Below are 17,536 nucleotides of genomic sequence, written 5' to 3'. Positions count from 1 at the left end.
TTGATTGTTATTATTTTTCGACTATAATTTTTTCTGTTTTTTTCTATTTCTATATTCTAATCAAATGCTTCTATCAAATTTAAATTATTGATATATTAATTCTTTGTTTCAGGGTAAGGCTTAATCATATTTGGTCGTATCCGTTCAGGAATTTCATATGATTTTTTATGTATGAATTTTTCTAAAGTTTTATTTCCAAATACATCTACTTTATAAGTGATTTCATCATCACCTACTTGGATATGTGCACCTACAAAGGGACTTCCTTCAAAGGTAATGTAAATCCTTACTGGTTCACCCTCTTTTTTAATTTGTTTAATTTTATATTCAAAATTAGTATATCCTAATCTTTCTGAAAAATAATTATCATAAAATTTACTGCTATCTGCTTCAATATTGTCCATAAATAAAGCAATTATTAACTCATCTTTTGTTTCGGATTCGGTAGTTTGAGATTGTCTAAATGTTGGCATGTTGTGATTTTTTTGTAAATAAATGACCATTTCAAAGAGTAATATACCCGATAAAACCAGTATGCCGATTAATTGACATTTTTTATCATGATTCATGACTTCACCTATGGAATCTATTCATTACAATATATTAAAGCCTAAAATAAATATTCACTTTAGTAACCAACAGTGAGCCATTCAAATTTTCGACAAATGATTCATTGTCTTTTACTTTAAAACATACTTATATATTTTAGAATAAAATCATTACATTTTTTTCCTTCTTCACTACTAGGATAAGCAATATTAAATACATGCTCTGCCTGCGGACTTTTTTCAAAATACAACTCACAGGCTCTTCCTTCTTCTTTAAGAAAATCGTACAGTTTAAGTGTTTGATAATTATATAGTGTATCCCCTTGGCTTGTAATCAGTAGAATTGGCGGAACTGTCGTTTCTTTACGAATATATTGAATTGGGTTAAAACTGTTTAAATATAGCTCATCATTAATATATTTCTTTCCATAGATCATTCTTTGCAATTCTGGAATAGCAATAAATTTAGATAGAATAGGATTATTAGGTAAATTTCCTGCCATATCAATATAACAAACGCTATGATTTAACACCAGACATTTTACAATAATGTCTACATGCTTTACAGAAAATATTTTTTGAAGCTTCTCGCTTTGATTGATACAGTACACCAGTAAAGCAAGTTGCCCTCCTGCACTATCTCCCATAAGCGTAACATCATTAAAACTTATATCCAATTTGTCACTATTGTCTTTTATAAAATGAAGATAGTCAAAAATATCTTTTATTTGCTCCTTAATTGTGCAACGGTCAATCGTTCTATATGATAGTGAGGAAACAGTATATCCGCCTAGTGCGAGATGATAATTAAAGTTATTATTTGTATCCTTATCTCCACAAATCCAACCACCGCCATGTATGTCAATAATTAGAGGGAAGTGTTTTGTTTCCTGCACATCTGCCATTTTGTATAAATTAAACTGATGTAATTCATCTCCATCATTTGAATAAGAATAAGTAGTTTTTGTAATACCTGTTGGTAGAATTTCTTTTTCAAAACGTTCTTTATTTATCGCTTCAATATCTCGTTTTATGCTGAGATATTTTTTTCTGAAAATTTTGTAAAACATATATGTATTCTCCATTATCTCTTAATTTATAGGTATGACTCAATATCAACAATAGTAATCAATGAGTCACGCTGTAAATACTGCAATGCTTTTTATGTATAACATTAAAATAATATATCGTACTTTACTTTTGCCATTCCTTTTTCTTCTGAAAAATGTAACATTGCCGTATTCTTTGATATATCTTCCTGTATTTTTTATTTATCTAATATTTGATTATCATGTATAAAGTATATCATAAATTGGTATCAATTTTAATTAACATTAAGAGTTTTCTTTTATAAAAAGTATAACAAAATATAAAAAAGAAATATAAATTACAGTAAAACTGATTTTTATATTTCTTTTAATATTTATATATGATTTAGTTATTAAATTAAAGATGTGAATCGATGTTTTCTAAATATTTTGCAATTACTATAAGCTACTTGAGCTTTATTTTTTATTTGGTTTTCGCTTAATAAATAACATTTTCTTTAAATCATCAAAAAGAGTTAAATCTTCTAAATAAACATCCATCCATTTACCATCATGAAAAGTATTTGATTCATTATAAATTGTTTGTATTTTATGGGAATAATGCTCTTGTTCAAGTTCAAATTTTTCTCTCTCTTTTTTTCCAAATACAATTTGTACGCACAAACTTACATCATTTGCGAATAGAGTACAAAGCGTTTTACCACCTCTACGGTATTTGCAAACGTATCTCCAATTGTTCCATTTAGTCGTATCCAATTTTCGTTCCATTTCGTATAAACTCTCTACTAAATCACAGAACTGTGTCCAAATTTCAAATTTATCTGCAGGTAGTAAATTTTGTAATTCATGATCCATGTATTATCACCTCATATAGTAGTTTAGCACTTAAAACTGACAGATATATGCCCTATTACCAAATATAAATTATCTGTAGTTCGCCTTGGTGAAATATTGTGTAAGAAGTTTACTGAAGAGCAATGACTTATTTGGGAATAAATTGCACTAATCCACTATTTCAAAAGTAAATACAACGGGATTTACAATATTGTCGCTAAGGGGAGATACATCAACTGACTTAATCTTCAGTTTTATTCCCAATGCTTTTTGGTATTCATACAAACGTCCACCGGCGCATCTTTCAAAATATGTTTCAATTGATTCCGGAAATCGAAACATTCCTTTTGGCGCATGTTTGTAGTATCCATGCTTACAGGCAAAAGTGACAGTGATTGTATTATCATCATTTAAAACAGCTGTTCTGCCAGAGGTATTTGTGAATAGTTCTAGTCTTTCGGCAAGGGGCTTGTCAGCGTGTTGAAGTGCGAAGGCTTTGCGTGCTTTATCGTATCCAGTACCGCTACAACTTCCGTTTTGCTCGTATAGCCGGAAGCGTTGCTCCTTGGTAAGATGTTCTTCCATCGCTTTTAAAAATCTTTCTTCACATTCGTCACCTTTATATGTTTGAACAATATCCTCAAACAAAGGCAATATATCATCAGGAATTTCGTTTTTACGCATTCGCATACTTTTCAGCATAGTTTTCATTTACATTGCTCCTTTTGCTGTTTTATTGATAAAATCAATTTCATACTTCCATATACCGTATTTTCTTTCGTGGTCGATAATAGTACCCTCTGTAAGTGTGATACGAAGAACGATTGAATTCGGATTGTCTTCATCGCCATCTTCATCGAACCAATTGAAGATTTTTTTAAATTTCGCTCTGATTTCCGCATTCTTCTCGTCTTTGACCCAACCTAGATTATCAGCCGTGCCATGTAAAGAGTACCAACCAAACCCAGCGACGGAAACCTCGTTGTTCTTCTCAATTTGAAGCATTTTATTCTTTCTTGCGTCCGTAGAAACATAAAATATGCCGTCTTCATAATAAGCGCAAACCATACGGACAGCTGGCCGGGGATTACCGGCAGCGTTTGGAGATAATGATATTGACGCAAGGCCAATAACTTCCTCTTTGTCATTTCCACAGCGTTCCTCCAGAAGTTTCATTGCATTTTCGTAATTGCTCATTTTAGAAATTCTCCTTTTATATGTTTATTTTATGTTATAACTATAGCCAGAACATTGGTCCAAGATTTATAATTCTAACTTTCACCACAAAGCGGGACGACCATAGCTTATACATTTGCAATCGCTGATTTTGTTTCCCAATACCGTGATTTTCTATAATAACGCAAAATGAGCACTCTCGATAATTGATTTCATTTGACATAAGCAAAAAGGGTGTCCCGCGGGGTCAAACATAACTCTCCAATCATTAGAAAATTGTTTATCTGCGATTGTTGCTCCACAATGGAGTGCATATTGAACTGCTTTTTCTAAATCATTAACGGCGAAGTCTATATGTGCCATTTGCTGTTGAGCTTTAGGCACTTCTGGCCATACAGGCGGTTTATACTCAGGATTCCGTTGAAACAATATATTAGGATAAGTTCCTTGATTGGTTCCTGGAGCGTATACACAAGCCCATTCTTCACCCATGAACATTATTTCCCACTTAAGCAATCCCGCATAAAATTCTGCTAGTTCATGCGGGGCTTTGCAATCCAACGTAAAAGAGTACATTTTGATTTTCAATTCATCATTCATAACGTGAATACCTCCATTTATCGTATCTTTGTTAAATCGTCCATATATTCTTACCAATTCATACATTCCAGAAAGGTACTCACGAACTATGGCAGAGATTTCTTATTACTATTCAAACATTTATTTTCAAAATCTTCTTTATTCACATTTTCTGCCCCTAAATAATTGCAAAATTGATTAAAAGCTTCTTTTAATGCAAATTCCAGTTCTTCTGTTAACGTAATATCTTCTTCCCACCACCACTCTTTAATACGCAATTCTCTTTCTCCACGATACATCTCTGGTTCAAATCTCGCAACAAATCGATTATTATATAGAACAGGCAATACATAATATCCATACTTTCTTTTATTCACCGGTAAATAAACTTCCCAACTATAGTCAAAATCAAAAATACTCTTAATCATAGTCCTGTCCCATAATAAATTATCTAAAGGAGCTATAAATTTCATCACATTCTTATCTGTATCTGTAAGATCATTCAGGAGATTCAAATCTTCATTTTTAATATAAAAAGGATATTTATTATCCTCCACATAAAACTCTTTAATCTCGTCCTTCTCCAATAAAGCCTTTATTGCATTATTACGTATTTTACTATTTGATATAAAATGACCTAACCAAGCACTTCCATTTCGTGACCACAGCATGCCAATAGAGCAAATTCTTCTTTTGACATACCATTCATAGAACAGCTCATCGGATTCAAAAGGGTCTTCTTGATTCAAAATGTCCGAAGGTAATAAGTTTTCAATGATATCATATACTTTTTGTGTATTTATTTTTTTATAAATGCCTAACTCACCAATCGTATATAAATAGTCCAAAGCAGCACTTGATAGTTTTCTGTGTCCCCAACTTCCTGGATTATTACTTCCGATATCTATTTTATTGGATTGTAACGGACCGTCTTCAATTACTATATTTTTCACCTGTTCTAAATAATCAAGTGCCTGAGTAGCATTTCTGTGAGCTAGCACATTCTTAAGATCATTTCCACATTCTTTTCTTACACGTTTAAAATAAGGCCAATCGGTCCTAAGATAGATAGCCATCATCTTATCCCAGCCATCAATTAAACACCGTTTTTCATATAGTAAATCAGTTAAAATAGACGATTTATAGTTTTTTATCCTTGACTGCAGCACCAAATCGGCATTTCTCCCAACAATATTTAACGGATCAAATTGAATACATCCGACCTTCTTAAAATAATCCAAGACTGAATTCTCATCTTGGCTGTTACCATCATGATTTAATCCTTGATATGTGATAAGAAATCTTCTTGCTTCGTTTAAAGAAATCTTATTGGCTGCTAACTCTTTCATAGTTTTTCCTCCTTATATAGTTCCATATTGTAAAGAATTCTGAATTGGCATATAAATATTGTACCATTAATTGACATTAATTACCATATGCTTATATAGAATGTAATGGGAAAGAATACCTAAAGCATTACATGATAAAATCAACACATTTGATGTTTTGAGGTATTCTTAAGATAAAATGAAAGAAGTGTTCAGTATACGGTTTTGTTTATTTAGTTAGTTGTTTATCTGCTTTCTTGTAATTATTTTTTAAATACCTTTTATTGATAAGCACACTAGATAAATTAAGATTCACAATCTAAATTTAAATACATTATTTATAGATTCCATATCAAACGTTTTTATAGCCATTTTGTACATTGCCTTTGCATGTATTCTATCATGCCATATAAAACGTCTTAGTACTTTTCTTAATGACCATAGCTCATTATTGCTTCCAATTACAACTTTATTATCCAGATAACTCAAATTCTGCTCCAATCGATCAAATCCCTTTTTTCTACACTCAAATATAGTTCCATTATTATCTACATCCACTCCTATTTCACCAAAATAATAGGAATTTACACTTTTCGTATGTTCATACATCTCATTTGCAGTTCGTGGGACTTCACCATAAAAAGTTTTTCTTTTAGGTAAAATACTTTTGTTCTTATCTGGAATTTCATCGTACAATTTCAAAAAATCTTCTGCGGATTTTAAAGCTAATTCTTTTAATTGTGTATATTCCTCTATTGATAAAGGCTTTTTTTCTTCATCAAATAGTACATCTGAATCTGCATCACATATTTGTAAAGTGCTTTCTTTCTGTTGTACAATCTCAGTAGTTAAAGATTCTGGAAGTATTTCACCCTTCCAATTAAGATATGTATTTACTTCTTGCTGCATTTTTGCCAAAGCAGACTCTTTTGTTTCACCTCTGGTAAATGCACCAATGTAATTGTCAGAATACATGATTGTATCATTCCCATTATGTTCCCAAACACATCTGATTATCATACTTAGTCTCCTCCTTGAAGTCCTTATTTATCTTAGGGTAATTTAAATAATCATAATAAAATTTAATTTCTACTTTAACGTGATAATTGTGTGGAATCTTTATAGCTTTATATTAGTATACTACATAAAGGAAACTGTAAAATGGCGTGAGTCTATGAAAATAAAGAGAATTTTAGTTGTTACTATATTTATTTTAATTGTAGTTGTCATTACCATAAAAATTTCATCTGTTAGCACCACAGTAAAGAAAACGGAAGAAGAGGTTCAAGATATATTGTATCAGGATGTTATCATTACTGCTCTTGCACCTACGATTGATATAGCAATAAGTGAATATTATAGAACTATTTTGACTGAGTCACCATTCTATGATAGTACATCAATAAAAATTTTGGATATTGAACGACCGAATGGCGATCGTACTTCGCTTTTTATAATAAATATAGAAGTTAAACCATTTATCGGACCACACATAACGGAGGGTAAAGACAAGATTTCAATAGGTCTTTCGTACCCAGGAAGTCAAGAAATACTAAAATTTGAACATATAAAAGACTATCCGTTGCCAGAGCGTTATAAGAATCTATATTTACATTAAAGTCCAACCTTTTTTATAGAAAGCTTGTTTATAGAGAATTGGAAATAAACAAGCTTATTGGAATTAAACTTTATTGGGACTAAACTGCAAAATAAACTACCATCGTTTCATGTTCTTTTGATGTTTATCCAGATATACCTTTTCTAATTCTTCAGGTGTAATAGAATAACAAAGCATTACATCATTTAAATACATAAAAACATCACAAATTTCTTCGATAAAATGATTTCGTACTTCATCATCATTTATGATTTTCTTATCTCCATCCTTTTTTATTATATCGGCTACTTCCCCTGCTTCAATCATCATCCAGAGCAATTTATCTCTTCCTTTTTCCGGAGATAACCCACCCCACTTATCCCTGTATTTTTCCTGTAATTCCATTTGTATTGTTTGCATTTCATTGAATCCAAAACTGCTCATCATTGCGTTCTCCATTTCTTTGTATAACTATTTAAGTCAGTTTTTCATTGCTAAGAATTGTGACAAATATATATAAATTATACTATGATTTTCTATTTATTTAAATATTTTGAAAAAATGTAGATAAAAATTAATTGTTATTCTATTTCTAATATTTCATAACAATTATCTTTCGTATAATAACATAATCCGGTACATTCAGTTAATTGATTTAGGATATTAATTAAACGATAATTCTATATCAACCTGTACTTTTGTAATAAACTATAAAGGTATGAATTTTACAAATCACATAAGAAAAACACATTGACAAATAGTTTCTAAAGCATATAATATAGATGAAAAGTTATTCAACTGTTAATCTATAAGGAGGTTATTTACATGTGTGCATACTCTGCAGATATTGATCGATGCGATTGTAATATCATTCATGAGGAAGTGGTAAAAGACGTACGTGAACATATGCCTGATGATGATATTTTACTGGATTTAGCCGATGTCTTTAAAATATTTAGTGATTCAACCAGAGTGAAGATTCTTTATGCTCTGTTTAAAGCTGAAATGTGTGTTTGTGATATCGCGGTTCTTTTGGGTATGACCAAATCCTCCATCTCTCATCAGCTTCGTATTCTAAAGCAAGCGAAACTCGTAAACTACCGTAAAGATGGGAAAATAGTTTATTATTCCCTTGCAGATGAACATGTTAAAACTATATTTGACCAAGGATTAATTCACATATGTGAAAAATAATACTCTTGAATGAGTATTATTCCTGGTCATTAATTTTTGGATTGTTAGTTGAATATATACTCAATCATTCAATTATATTAATTATAAGTAAAGGAGATTTGATCTATGGAAATCACAAAAAAACAATACATACTTGAAGGACTTTGTTGCGGTAATTGCGCAAGAATTGTTGTAAAGGAAGCTTAATGAAAGCAATGGTGATCAAAAATGAATTCTACAATTAAAAAAGAGTATGTTTTAGAGGGATTATGCTGTGGTAATTGTGCTGCTAAAATAGAACGAGATGTCAACAAACTAAATGGTATATCTTCAGCAAATGTCGACTTTGTTTCTAAAACCTTAACTATGGAGATTACTGACAGTTCCATTGTAAATAGCCTCGTGACGCAAATCGATGCTATCGTAAAGAGACATGATTCACAAGTAATTATGAGTGAAAAAGAACTTGCACAACCTGGGCAAAAAATATTATATCTGTTAGGCTTGTGTTGCGCAGACTGCGCAAGAAAAATCGAGGAACAAGTCAATCGTATTGAGGGTGTTAAAACAGCTTCATTGGATTTTGTTTCTCAGAAACTAACGATTGAAGCTCTTGATAAGAAAAATCTACCTTCTATCATTCGCCAAGCTACCCAGATTGCATTAGATATTGAACCTGATATCCAGATTTCATATACAAATCAAAAACCTGCAGATGAGGGGAATACCAATATTAAAAAATGGATTTACCGTTTGAGTCTTTGCATGGGAACAGCTCTCTTTGTGATAGGAAACATTATTCACTTCCCACAATCTGTTCGATTTATTGTATTTCTTATCAGCTACCTTTTGGTTGGTGGTGAAGTTGTGTATCGAGCTCTAAAAAATATTTCGAAGGGTCAGATATTTGATGAGAATTTCCTCATGAGTGTGGCTACCATCGGTGCTTTTGCCATTGGTGAATATCCAGAAGGTGTGGCAGTTATGCTCTTCTATCAAATTGGAGAAGCATTTCAACGTATTGCAGTTAACCGTTCACGTAAATCAATTTCTAACCTAATGGACATCCGACCTGACTTTGCAAACCTTAAAATTGGAGATGAGATACGTAAGGTTACACCAGAGGAAGTCAGTATCGGTGATTTTATCTTAATAAAACCTGGAGAGAAAGTTCCACTAGACGGTCGTGTGGTAGAGGGCTACTCTGCTTTAGATACCTCTGCCCTTACAGGGGAAGCACTTCCGTTAGATGTAGAGCCAGGGAGTGAAATCTTATCGGGTTCTATCAATAAAAATGGAGTTTTAGTGCTTGAGGTAACCAAAGAATTTGGTGAATCTACGATCTCCAAGATTTTAGAGCTTGTGCAAAATGCTAGTAGCAAAAAGGCCCCAACTGAAAATTTCATAACGAAATTCGCAAGGTATTATACCCCAATCGTAACTTTTGCAGCTTTAGCGTTAGCTGTTATTCCTCCACTTGTTATTCCTGGAGCAGACTTTAACGACTGGATTTATCGAGCACTTGCCTTTCTGGTTGTATCCTGTCCATGTGCATTGGTAATTTCCATTCCATTGAGTTTCTTTGGGGGAATCGGTGGAGCTTCTAAAAATGGTATTTTAGTGAAAGGTAGTAATTATCTTGAGGCACTCAACAATATTGATACTATCGTGTTTGATAAAACAGGTACGTTAACAAAAGGAATTTTCAAAGTTACTAAAATCGAAGGAGCAAACAACTGGTCAAAGGAAGATCTTCTGACTTATGCCGCCCACGCAGAAAGCTTCTCAAATCATCCGATTGCTCTTTCCATACAAAAAGAGTACAATCAGAAAATTGATTCCACAAGACTTACTGAACAAGAAGAAATTCCAGGACAGGGAATCAAGGTGAAAATTGATGGTAAGACCGTATTAGCTGGAAACGGAAGACTTATGGAAGCCGAACACATTTCATGGAATCCTGTGGAGGCTTTAGGAAGTATTATTTACTTGGCTGTTGACGGCATTTATGCGGGATATATTGTGATTTCTGACGAAATAAAAACAGATAGTAAAAAAGCAATCAGCGATTTGAAAAAGCTAGGAATAAACCGTACGGCTATGCTTACCGGTGATAGTAAAGCTGTTGGAGAAAGCATTGCCCGTGAAATTGGACTAGATACTGCTTATGCCGAATTGCTTCCGCATCAAAAGGTTGAGCAATTGGAGAAATTGGAAACAAGTAAGAAGTCAAAAGGAAAGTTGGTTTTTGTTGGTGACGGTATCAATGATGCACCTGTGTTGGCAAGAGCCGATATTGGAATTGCAATGGGCGCTTTAGGATCTGACGCTGCGATTGAAGCAGCCGATGTGGTATTAATGACCGATGAACCTTCTAAAATAGTAACCGCAATTAAAGTTGCCCAAAAGACAAGAAAAATCGTATGGCAGAATATTATATTTGCAATGGGTGTAAAAATTGTTGTTCTTATTTTAGCAGCATTCGGAATCGCCACCATGTGGGAAGCTGTTTTTGGCGACGTTGGTGTTACTATAATTGCAATTTTAAATGCAATGAGGGCTATGAAAACGGTCAAGTAGAGATATTTTATTTTTATATAATAACTTAAGGTAGCAATATTCTAATAAGTAAAGCTGATAAAACTAACGATTTATCAGCTTTATTAAATTTTTACCACTTTAAGCTTTATCAACATAACTTTAATCAATATTTATCTAAAAACCTTAACCAATATAAAACTATCAAATATGTACACAGTTTCATTATATAGCTACGATAACATATAAAAAATAAGGCTACTATAAATATTCTTTCGATCTTCGTTCCATTAAAACGGTATTTCTCCATACACCAAATCTATCTTTTGCTATGCTCTCACGGTATCCAACCATTCGAAAACCACAGGCTTCATGAAGCTTTATACTTGCTATATTATTTTGCATAATACCAGATTGTAATGTCCATATGCCATTTTTCTCGGAATCGTTACAAATATGATTCAAAAGTAATTTACCAATCCCTTTGTTTTGTGTTTCTTGATCGACATAAATACTAACCTCAGCGACACCTTTATAAACGCACCTACTAGAAACCGGGCTTAATGCAACCCACCCTATCACTCTATTATTAGTTTCAACAATAAAGCGAAAATCTTTTAGATGACTACTATCCCAACTTTCATAAGTGGGTATCTCTGTTTGAAATGTTGCTAAATTTGATTCAATTCCTTGAAGGTAAATTTCTGAAACTCTTTCCCAATCTTTCTCTGTCATTGGACGTATATTATAATTCAAGTCGAAAAACCTCCTGTTTCACATTTTTTGTAAAATTTGATATACATTATACTCTTTTATATATAACTTTCAAAGAAAAATTTATATTATATACCAATAATATTATAGAAGAAGTAATACGAAAACACATTTACTCATGGCTTCTTTTATTTACTAAACAGTAAGCAAGTTTTCACCTTTTATATTATCCGCTCTCCAACTAATTATAGCAAATTGACCATTATTATGATTGTGGAAACCAATGTTTTGTTTTATTAACAAATTTAACAAGCATTAACATTACTGGAACTTCTGTAAGTACCCCTACGGTACAAACAAGAACTACTGGGGAATTTGCACCAAAAATTGTGATTGCTACCGCTACAGATAATTCAAAAAAGTCGGATGCACCAATAAGTGCTGCAGGTGCTGCAATGTTATGTGGCTGTTTTAATAATTTACAAATAATATATGCAAATGCAGATGTTATTACATTTTGTAATATCAGCGGAATTGCAATTAAAAGCACATGAAATGGATTTTCTAAAATTGTGTCACCTTGAAAGGAAAAGATAATTACTAATGTTAAAAGTAGCCCAATTGTTGTAATATTATCAAATTTCGTAACAAATTTTTCATTAAAGTAATCAAGTCCTTTTCTTTTAATCATCCATACTCGTGTAAATATGCCTGCAAGTAAGGGTACTACAACAAATAAAATGATAGAAAAGATAAGCGTATCCCATGGAACTTGAATATTATTGATACCAAGCAAAAAGGATACAATAGGTACGAAAAGTACAATTATCAATAAATCATTGATTGAAACTTGCACCAATGTATGTGCAGGATCACCTTTTGTTAAGTTACTCCATACAAATACCATTGCTGTACAAGGAGCAGCACCTAAAAGTACAGCGCCGGTGACATAGTTTTGAGCTAAATCAGCCGGAATAAAAGCTTTAAAAACTATATTGAAAAACAACGATGCAAGACCAAACATAAGAAAAGGTTTAATTAACCAACTTGTTCCACTAGATACAAGCAACCCTATTGGATTGTTACCAACATTTTTAATTGACTTAAAATCAATTTTCATCATCATTGGGTAAATCATAATCCAAATAAGTACTGCAATTGGGATAGATTGCTGTGCATACTCAAATTTCTCTAAAATAGCGGGTACTCCAGGTAAGTACCTTCCAATTAAAATTCCCGTAACCATACATAAAATTACCCAAAAAGTTAGATATTTTTCAAAGAAACTGATGCCCTGCGTTTTTTTATCGCTCATAACATTCTCTTCTTTCTAACAAAGATTTTGGACTTTTACCATTTTAAATGCTTTATAATCTGCCTCATATGTTGGTATTTCTTTCAATTTGATTTGTAAATATCCCCATAGTTCTTTATGTTCTTTCTTAAATGTTTCGTTGATTCGATAATAAGCCCACTGTGCAGTTTTGTAACTTTCTAGTATACCAGATTTTTTTAATGCAGTTAGATGCCTGGATGCATTCGACTGTGTCATCTTTAAACTAGCTTCAATTTCACACACACACATCTCTTCTTCTAATAATAGAGCTAAAATTCTTAATCTACTTTCTTCAGATAATGCTTTAAACATCTCAATCAATGTAATACCCCCCTTTTCCTTACATTATTATATGAGCATATACGCATATAAAGTACTAAATAAAAAATTATTTAGTTTATTTTTTGCTTTTTTAATTGTTCATTACCAACAGATAGGTTATAAACATAAGAAATTACGTTATTTAAAAGAATATTTTGAAGTGTTGATTTGCTGTTAGCCTCTATTACAACCATTTAAGAGTTTCATTTCCTTCAAACAAACCTTTCATAAGCATTTATTAATGTAAAATAATACTTACAATTTCACTGTTCGAACCGACTCGCATTGGCATCCACCATGTACCTGCACCTGATGTAACAATAAAATTGGGACTGTCAGCATCCTTTTGATAATGGCCACAATCTACAACAAATACAGCATTTGTTATCAAGTTAGCCGGAAACAGCTGCCCCTTGTGTGTATGTCCAGAAAGAACTAAATCAACTTCTGACCCATATTGTTCAATATTTGAAGGGGTGTGATCCATAACTACAATTGGTATATTGGGATCTATTGATGCGAAAGATTCTGTAATATCTTTTCTTTTTAATCCTCCAAATCCGCCTGGCCCTCCAATTGGTGATGGATCTACACGACCGAATAAAGCCAGCCGTTCATCGATTATCACGTACTCATCATTCAGAAGTTTAATATTGCTCTGCTCAAGGAAATGATCCATTTCGGAAAACGTATTTCCTGAATCATGATTTCCCAAACTAGCATATACGCCATATGAAGCCCTAATACTATTCATCACCTCAATTGCTTCAGTAGGATTTTGTATGGAATAATAATCATCATTAAAAATATCTCCTACAATGCATACAATATCGGGTTCTAAAACATTGATTTCTTGTACTACATTCTTTAGATTTTTTTCAGAATTGGCGGATCCTAAATGCAAATCACTTATTAGTACTATTTTTAGTTCAGAGGATAATTTTCCTGTTTGAATTTCATAGGAAACGTGAGTAATCTTACTTGCATTATATATGCCATAACTAACCAAACCAGTAGTTAATAAAATACATACGAATCCAGCATAAAATCGGATGTTTTGAGGAATTGGAGACGGAATTATATTTATAATTCTTCCGATAAAAAGAACCAAGTCTGCCATGAAAAAGAAAATTAATAGGTATAGAAAAATTCCCAATCCATATGAGCTTATCCCTTTCATGATTACCTTAATTCCATTATTTATTGGTAAACGTGCGATTATCATTGATGAAGCTAATAATATAAATATACCTATGTATATTTTTACATTTATATTTGGAAAAAGAAAAGCAAGACATTGGAACGTTCTTCTTCCAATATAAAAACTTGTCCCTCCGTAAATTAATAAAATAAATATAATAAAAATAACAGTAATGACGCTAGTACTCAATGAAATCCTCTCTTTCTAGACATAAATTCTTGTCCAATTAGCGGTGGTTTTTTATAATCCTTTTGCTCTTTCGTAACTATATTACTTCACTTTAAGATATAATTGTGAAATATATTATCTTCTTATGGATTCATCTCCTTTATAAACATAATAAATAGTTAGAGAAAGGAAGGATTATGAACATTCATGCCTTATACTTGAATATTTTAAATATAACGTCTTACATTTTTCATATAATTTGTGTATTCTTCCCCGAATTTTTGTATGCACCATCTTTCTTCCGATTGGATAATCCAATGCGTTGATATTTGAAAAACTATTAGTATTGTCAGTAATATCAACGACTGAGTAAGAAGTACACCACCTAAAAAGTAAATAAAATATGTCACATACAACGGATTACGGGAAAACTGATAGAGCCCTTTAAGATTGATACCATTCTCTTCTGGGTTTGCAAAATTTGATACTGATAAAAGACATAACAAGACTCCTAGCCCATATATCGTCAAACCTACATAAAACCAGTATGAATTAGTTTTAATCTTGAGAAAGTACAGATATACAAAAAGCATTATGTTTGAAATTTGATAAAACCAGTATGCAACCTTTTCTTTTCCTATCGTTGGAGCAAATAGGGCCGCACGTTTAAGCGCCGCTTTATCTAATATACTTAGAAACACAAACCTTATAAGTAAAAGTGGTATTACTGTAACTAAGGCATTCATTGTATCCTCGCTTTCTTAATCGACTAATTATATTTATAATCTTCCCATATTTCTATTTTATCGCTATCCAAATTAAAAAAAGAAAATGAACGTCCAACATAATCAAATATTTCACCGATTTCTACATTATTGTCAACTAATGTTTTTCTAAAAGTATCAAAATCACTATTGATTTTGTATTATAAAAATATCCACTAATATAAAACGATTTAATTATTCCAAAATGGCCTTACATTCTTCAATTTTATCAATCATATATTCTACATATTCATTAGCTACTTTTGTACTTGCTACCATTTTTCGGTCTGTTTGATAGCAGATCAGCGCTTCCTGTATTAATTCATGGAATTCTTGTGGAAGATTCTTTATTCCCCATTCGCCTCCTGTCTGTTTGGATAGAATTAAATTCTCTTTTAGATAGCCTAACACTCTACAAAGAGTTAGCGTAACATACATAGGATCCGTTAAAATATCTACTTTTGCTTCTTTGATGTCACTCCAAATACTGTCCACATAATTAAGTTTAGGAACATTTCCGAAAACATCCTTGACTTCTGCGCCATATAGTACGACTGCATTTTGATTAATTATTGTGACATGGGCTGCTAAATCCCTATCTGTACCTTTCATCTTCATAATATATTCCTCAGGATTGGTTTGAAACCAACTTTTATGCATATTTGAAAAATGTAGCTCAAAAGGAGTTGGGTAAACAAAAGGATTACAGAATTCTCGCTTAAGAATACTCAGTTCAATTCCTTTCGTAGGAGCCTCTTCATTCATCTTTACCACATTCTTCATAAAAGCCATTTTCTGCTCATCCGAGATGTCATCTTCAATCACGAGAAGTAAATCTAAATCACTTTTCTTGGGATTAAAACAACCTAAGGAATAAGAACCATGAAGATAGATTCCTGTTAAATTGTTACCGAATATATCTTTACTCATTTGAGTAAAATGTAATAATAAATCATCAATACTCATTTTTAACCTCACTTCTACAGTAGAAAAATACCGTACGTTTTGCTTCAGACAGTATAATGCATGAAATCGCGTTAGTACTTTGGAAAAACTTTCTGGTGAATTATATTAGCAATGATTTTATATAATCGATATGTACATGCATGCGCATAGCAGTCTGCTCTACTGTCATACCGCTGTTTATAAATCTCTTTGCTACGATAGCCATATTTTCGCCTACTTCAATAATATGTTTATCTAAGTCGTAGAATCGTACCACACGCTGTCCCCAAGAATGCTCTTTTAATGGATGGACATATTCAACATTAAAATTACTAAGCTTTTGGATAAAAGCATCCATATCATCTTCTTCAAAGTATAGTTCTGCATCATTATTTCCATAGATAATTTCATCCTGTGATTTATGGATAAAGTTCCCCCAAGAGTCTGATCGTTGTAAAGCAAATCCACCTGTCAATGTAACATTAGCACCTAGGTCAGCGATAACCTCTTGGTCTAAAATATCATGGTAGAATTTTTTTGATAGTTCGATATTTTTTACTGCTATTAATGTACAAACGTATTTCATTATGCTCTTCTCTTCATATCTATTCTGCAACTCTATAGTAAACTTTGTTATTTCATTTGAATAATAAAACTGTTTATATACCAGTTTAAATAAAAGATGTTTCTTTCATTCTTTCTAATTTCTAAGAGCATTTTCAATAGCTTTTAAACTAGTTATAAATCATATACATAATCAATGTAATCACCAGTAATATCTGTAGTACTTTCATTTTTTCTTCTTTGATACATCTTAAATCCAACACTTTCATACATTCTCTGTGCAGGAATTAATGCATCATTTGTGGTTACTATTATTTTTTTTACATCACTATGAATAATCCGATTGACCGCTTCTTGAAGCTGAATTTTGCCGTAGCCATTACCTTTGTGTTTTGAAGCAATGCAATTGTGGCCAATTTCCGCATATTCAGGAATATTCCTTGGATCCCATACAACAAATCCGATCGCTTCATCGTTTAGTGTTGCTATAAATCCACATTTATCTGCAATTTCTAAATTATCAAAGAAAAAGTTGTCACAAAATTTCCAATCAGAACTACAACGTTGTTCAATAATGCAATCATAGGAATACGCATCTATCAACATTTCAAGTAGTATTCCCCGATTAAAGTCACTTATTTTTTTAAATTTAATTCTCATACAGTGTTTCCCTCTGCTATTTTGCCTACATAAATAGTATT

At 32.1% G+C, this 17,536-nt stretch carries 20 protein-coding genes; 3 read left to right on the top strand and 17 right to left on the bottom strand.

Annotated features, from left to right (window positions below; all coding sequences use genetic code 11):
* Positions 1 to 95: 95 nt before the first annotated feature.
* The 8 genes from BN4220_RS15940 to BN4220_RS15905 all read right to left on the bottom strand — a co-directional run bounded on the left by BN4220_RS15940 (position 96) and on the right by BN4220_RS15905 (position 6,534).
* Positions 96 to 569, bottom strand: coding sequence for a hypothetical protein (locus BN4220_RS15940; RefSeq protein WP_066718649.1), 474 nt, complete (start codon positions 567 to 569; stop codon positions 96 to 98).
* Between the two features lie 116 nt (positions 570 to 685).
* Positions 686 to 1,618: an alpha/beta hydrolase gene (locus BN4220_RS15935; RefSeq protein WP_066718646.1), complete on the bottom strand. Its 933-nt coding sequence runs from the start codon at positions 1,616 to 1,618 to the stop codon at positions 686 to 688.
* Positions 1,619 to 2,053: 435 nt separating this feature from the next.
* Positions 2,054 to 2,452, bottom strand: a complete 399-nt coding sequence (locus BN4220_RS15930; RefSeq protein ID WP_066718643.1) for a DUF3788 family protein — start codon at positions 2,450 to 2,452, stop codon at positions 2,054 to 2,056.
* 147 nt (positions 2,453 to 2,599) lie between these two features.
* Complete coding sequence (locus BN4220_RS15925; RefSeq protein WP_066718641.1) at positions 2,600 to 3,142, bottom strand: hypothetical protein; 543 nt, start codon at positions 3,140 to 3,142, stop codon at positions 2,600 to 2,602.
* A complete protein-coding gene (locus BN4220_RS15920; RefSeq protein ID WP_066718638.1) occupies positions 3,143 to 3,628 on the bottom strand; it encodes a pyridoxamine 5'-phosphate oxidase family protein in 486 nt (161 codons plus the stop codon). It lies immediately after the preceding gene.
* Between the two features lie 153 nt (positions 3,629 to 3,781).
* Positions 3,782 to 4,207 carry a VOC family protein gene (locus tag BN4220_RS15915; RefSeq protein WP_066718635.1) on the bottom strand — a complete coding sequence of 142 codons (426 nt, stop codon included), beginning with the start codon at positions 4,205 to 4,207 and terminating at the stop codon, positions 3,782 to 3,784.
* Between the two features lie 86 nt (positions 4,208 to 4,293).
* Positions 4,294 to 5,535, bottom strand: a complete 1,242-nt coding sequence (locus BN4220_RS15910) for a DNA glycosylase AlkZ-like family protein (RefSeq protein ID WP_066718632.1) — start codon at positions 5,533 to 5,535, stop codon at positions 4,294 to 4,296.
* 291 nt (positions 5,536 to 5,826) lie between these two features.
* A complete protein-coding gene (locus BN4220_RS15905; protein ID WP_066718629.1) occupies positions 5,827 to 6,534 on the bottom strand; it encodes a hypothetical protein in 708 nt (235 codons plus the stop codon).
* 88 nt (positions 6,535 to 6,622) lie between these two features.
* On the opposite strand from BN4220_RS15905, the gene BN4220_RS15900 reads away from it, so the two are divergent.
* On the top strand, positions 6,623 to 7,132 hold the full coding sequence (locus BN4220_RS15900; RefSeq protein ID WP_148401754.1) for a DUF3888 domain-containing protein: 510 nt from the start codon (positions 6,623 to 6,625) through the stop codon (positions 7,130 to 7,132).
* Between the two features lie 96 nt (positions 7,133 to 7,228).
* Here the strand turns inward: BN4220_RS15900 and BN4220_RS15895 are convergent, their stop codons facing one another.
* Positions 7,229 to 7,558 carry a nucleotide pyrophosphohydrolase gene (locus BN4220_RS15895; protein WP_347477118.1) on the bottom strand — a complete coding sequence of 110 codons (330 nt, stop codon included), beginning with the start codon at positions 7,556 to 7,558 and terminating at the stop codon, positions 7,229 to 7,231.
* 378 nt (positions 7,559 to 7,936) lie between these two features.
* Between BN4220_RS15895 and BN4220_RS15890 the strand changes: the two genes are divergently transcribed.
* A complete protein-coding gene (locus BN4220_RS15890; protein WP_066718616.1) occupies positions 7,937 to 8,305 on the top strand; it encodes an ArsR/SmtB family transcription factor in 369 nt (122 codons plus the stop codon).
* A 207-nt stretch (positions 8,306 to 8,512) separates the two neighbouring features.
* A complete protein-coding gene (locus BN4220_RS15885; RefSeq protein ID WP_066718607.1) occupies positions 8,513 to 10,864 on the top strand; it encodes a heavy metal translocating P-type ATPase in 2,352 nt (783 codons plus the stop codon).
* Positions 10,865 to 11,083: 219 nt separating this feature from the next.
* Here BN4220_RS15885 and BN4220_RS15880 read toward each other — a convergent pair whose 3' ends face one another.
* The 8 genes from BN4220_RS15880 to BN4220_RS15845 all read right to left on the bottom strand — a co-directional run bounded on the left by BN4220_RS15880 (position 11,084) and on the right by BN4220_RS15845 (position 17,495).
* Positions 11,084 to 11,578, bottom strand: coding sequence for a GNAT family N-acetyltransferase (locus tag BN4220_RS15880; RefSeq protein WP_066718603.1), 495 nt, complete (start codon positions 11,576 to 11,578; stop codon positions 11,084 to 11,086).
* Between the two features lie 223 nt (positions 11,579 to 11,801).
* The gene (gene arsB, locus BN4220_RS15875) at positions 11,802 to 12,851 is read right to left on the bottom strand and encodes an ACR3 family arsenite efflux transporter (RefSeq protein WP_066718601.1); all 1,050 of its coding nucleotides are present in this window, start codon (positions 12,849 to 12,851) and stop codon (positions 11,802 to 11,804) included.
* Positions 12,852 to 12,866: 15 nt separating this feature from the next.
* A complete protein-coding gene (locus BN4220_RS15870; protein ID WP_242867842.1) occupies positions 12,867 to 13,184 on the bottom strand; it encodes an ArsR/SmtB family transcription factor in 318 nt (105 codons plus the stop codon).
* A gap of 247 nt (positions 13,185 to 13,431) precedes the next feature.
* The gene (locus tag BN4220_RS15865; protein WP_242867806.1) at positions 13,432 to 14,583 is read right to left on the bottom strand and encodes a metallophosphoesterase; all 1,152 of its coding nucleotides are present in this window, start codon (positions 14,581 to 14,583) and stop codon (positions 13,432 to 13,434) included.
* 206 nt (positions 14,584 to 14,789) lie between these two features.
* Positions 14,790 to 15,308, bottom strand: coding sequence for a methyltransferase family protein (locus BN4220_RS15860; RefSeq protein WP_066718586.1), 519 nt, complete (start codon positions 15,306 to 15,308; stop codon positions 14,790 to 14,792).
* A gap of 213 nt (positions 15,309 to 15,521) precedes the next feature.
* Positions 15,522 to 16,292, bottom strand: coding sequence for an aminoglycoside adenylyltransferase domain-containing protein (locus tag BN4220_RS15855; protein WP_066718584.1), 771 nt, complete (start codon positions 16,290 to 16,292; stop codon positions 15,522 to 15,524).
* Between the two features lie 100 nt (positions 16,293 to 16,392).
* Complete coding sequence (locus tag BN4220_RS15850) at positions 16,393 to 16,857, bottom strand: VOC family protein (RefSeq protein WP_066718582.1); 465 nt, start codon at positions 16,855 to 16,857, stop codon at positions 16,393 to 16,395.
* A 152-nt stretch (positions 16,858 to 17,009) separates the two neighbouring features.
* Positions 17,010 to 17,495 carry a GNAT family N-acetyltransferase gene (locus tag BN4220_RS15845; protein ID WP_066718580.1) on the bottom strand — a complete coding sequence of 162 codons (486 nt, stop codon included), beginning with the start codon at positions 17,493 to 17,495 and terminating at the stop codon, positions 17,010 to 17,012.
* Positions 17,496 to 17,536: the final 41 nt, after the last annotated feature.

Source organism: Clostridium sp. Marseille-P299, assembly GCF_900078195.1.
In the GTDB taxonomy this organism is placed as follows: domain Bacteria; phylum Bacillota; class Clostridia; order Lachnospirales; family Lachnospiraceae; genus Lachnoclostridium.
The sequence above is the reverse complement of the archived record's forward strand: the minus strand, read 5'-3'. Positions and strand labels throughout refer to the sequence as shown.

Coding starts and splice junctions, on each gene's coding strand:
- BN4220_RS15940 (WP_066718649.1), bottom strand. CDS start 569: ATGAATCATGATAAAAAATGTCAATTAATCGGCATACTGGTTTTATCG.
- BN4220_RS15935 (WP_066718646.1), bottom strand. CDS start 1,618: ATGTTTTACAAAATTTTCAGAAAAAAATATCTCAGCATAAAACGAGAT.
- BN4220_RS15930 (WP_066718643.1), bottom strand. CDS start 2,452: ATGGATCATGAATTACAAAATTTACTACCTGCAGATAAATTTGAAATT.
- BN4220_RS15925 (WP_066718641.1), bottom strand. CDS start 3,142: ATGAAAACTATGCTGAAAAGTATGCGAATGCGTAAAAACGAAATTCCT.
- BN4220_RS15920 (WP_066718638.1), bottom strand. CDS start 3,628: ATGAGCAATTACGAAAATGCAATGAAACTTCTGGAGGAACGCTGTGGA.
- BN4220_RS15915 (WP_066718635.1), bottom strand. CDS start 4,207: ATGAATGATGAATTGAAAATCAAAATGTACTCTTTTACGTTGGATTGC.
- BN4220_RS15910 (WP_066718632.1), bottom strand. CDS start 5,535: ATGAAAGAGTTAGCAGCCAATAAGATTTCTTTAAACGAAGCAAGAAGA.
- BN4220_RS15905 (WP_066718629.1), bottom strand. CDS start 6,534: ATGATAATCAGATGTGTTTGGGAACATAATGGGAATGATACAATCATG.
- BN4220_RS15895 (WP_347477118.1), bottom strand. CDS start 7,558: ATGATGAGCAGTTTTGGATTCAATGAAATGCAAACAATACAAATGGAA.
- BN4220_RS15890 (WP_066718616.1), top strand. CDS start 7,937: ATGTGTGCATACTCTGCAGATATTGATCGATGCGATTGTAATATCATT.
- BN4220_RS15885 (WP_066718607.1), top strand. CDS start 8,513: ATGAATTCTACAATTAAAAAAGAGTATGTTTTAGAGGGATTATGCTGT.
- arsB (WP_066718601.1), bottom strand. CDS start 12,851: ATGAGCGATAAAAAAACGCAGGGCATCAGTTTCTTTGAAAAATATCTA.
- BN4220_RS15870 (WP_242867842.1), bottom strand. CDS start 13,184: ATGTTTAAAGCATTATCTGAAGAAAGTAGATTAAGAATTTTAGCTCTA.
- BN4220_RS15860 (WP_066718586.1), bottom strand. CDS start 15,308: ATGAATGCCTTAGTTACAGTAATACCACTTTTACTTATAAGGTTTGTG.
- BN4220_RS15855 (WP_066718584.1), bottom strand. CDS start 16,292: ATGAGTATTGATGATTTATTATTACATTTTACTCAAATGAGTAAAGAT.
- BN4220_RS15850 (WP_066718582.1), bottom strand. CDS start 16,857: ATGAAATACGTTTGTACATTAATAGCAGTAAAAAATATCGAACTATCA.
- BN4220_RS15845 (WP_066718580.1), bottom strand. CDS start 17,495: ATGAGAATTAAATTTAAAAAAATAAGTGACTTTAATCGGGGAATACTA.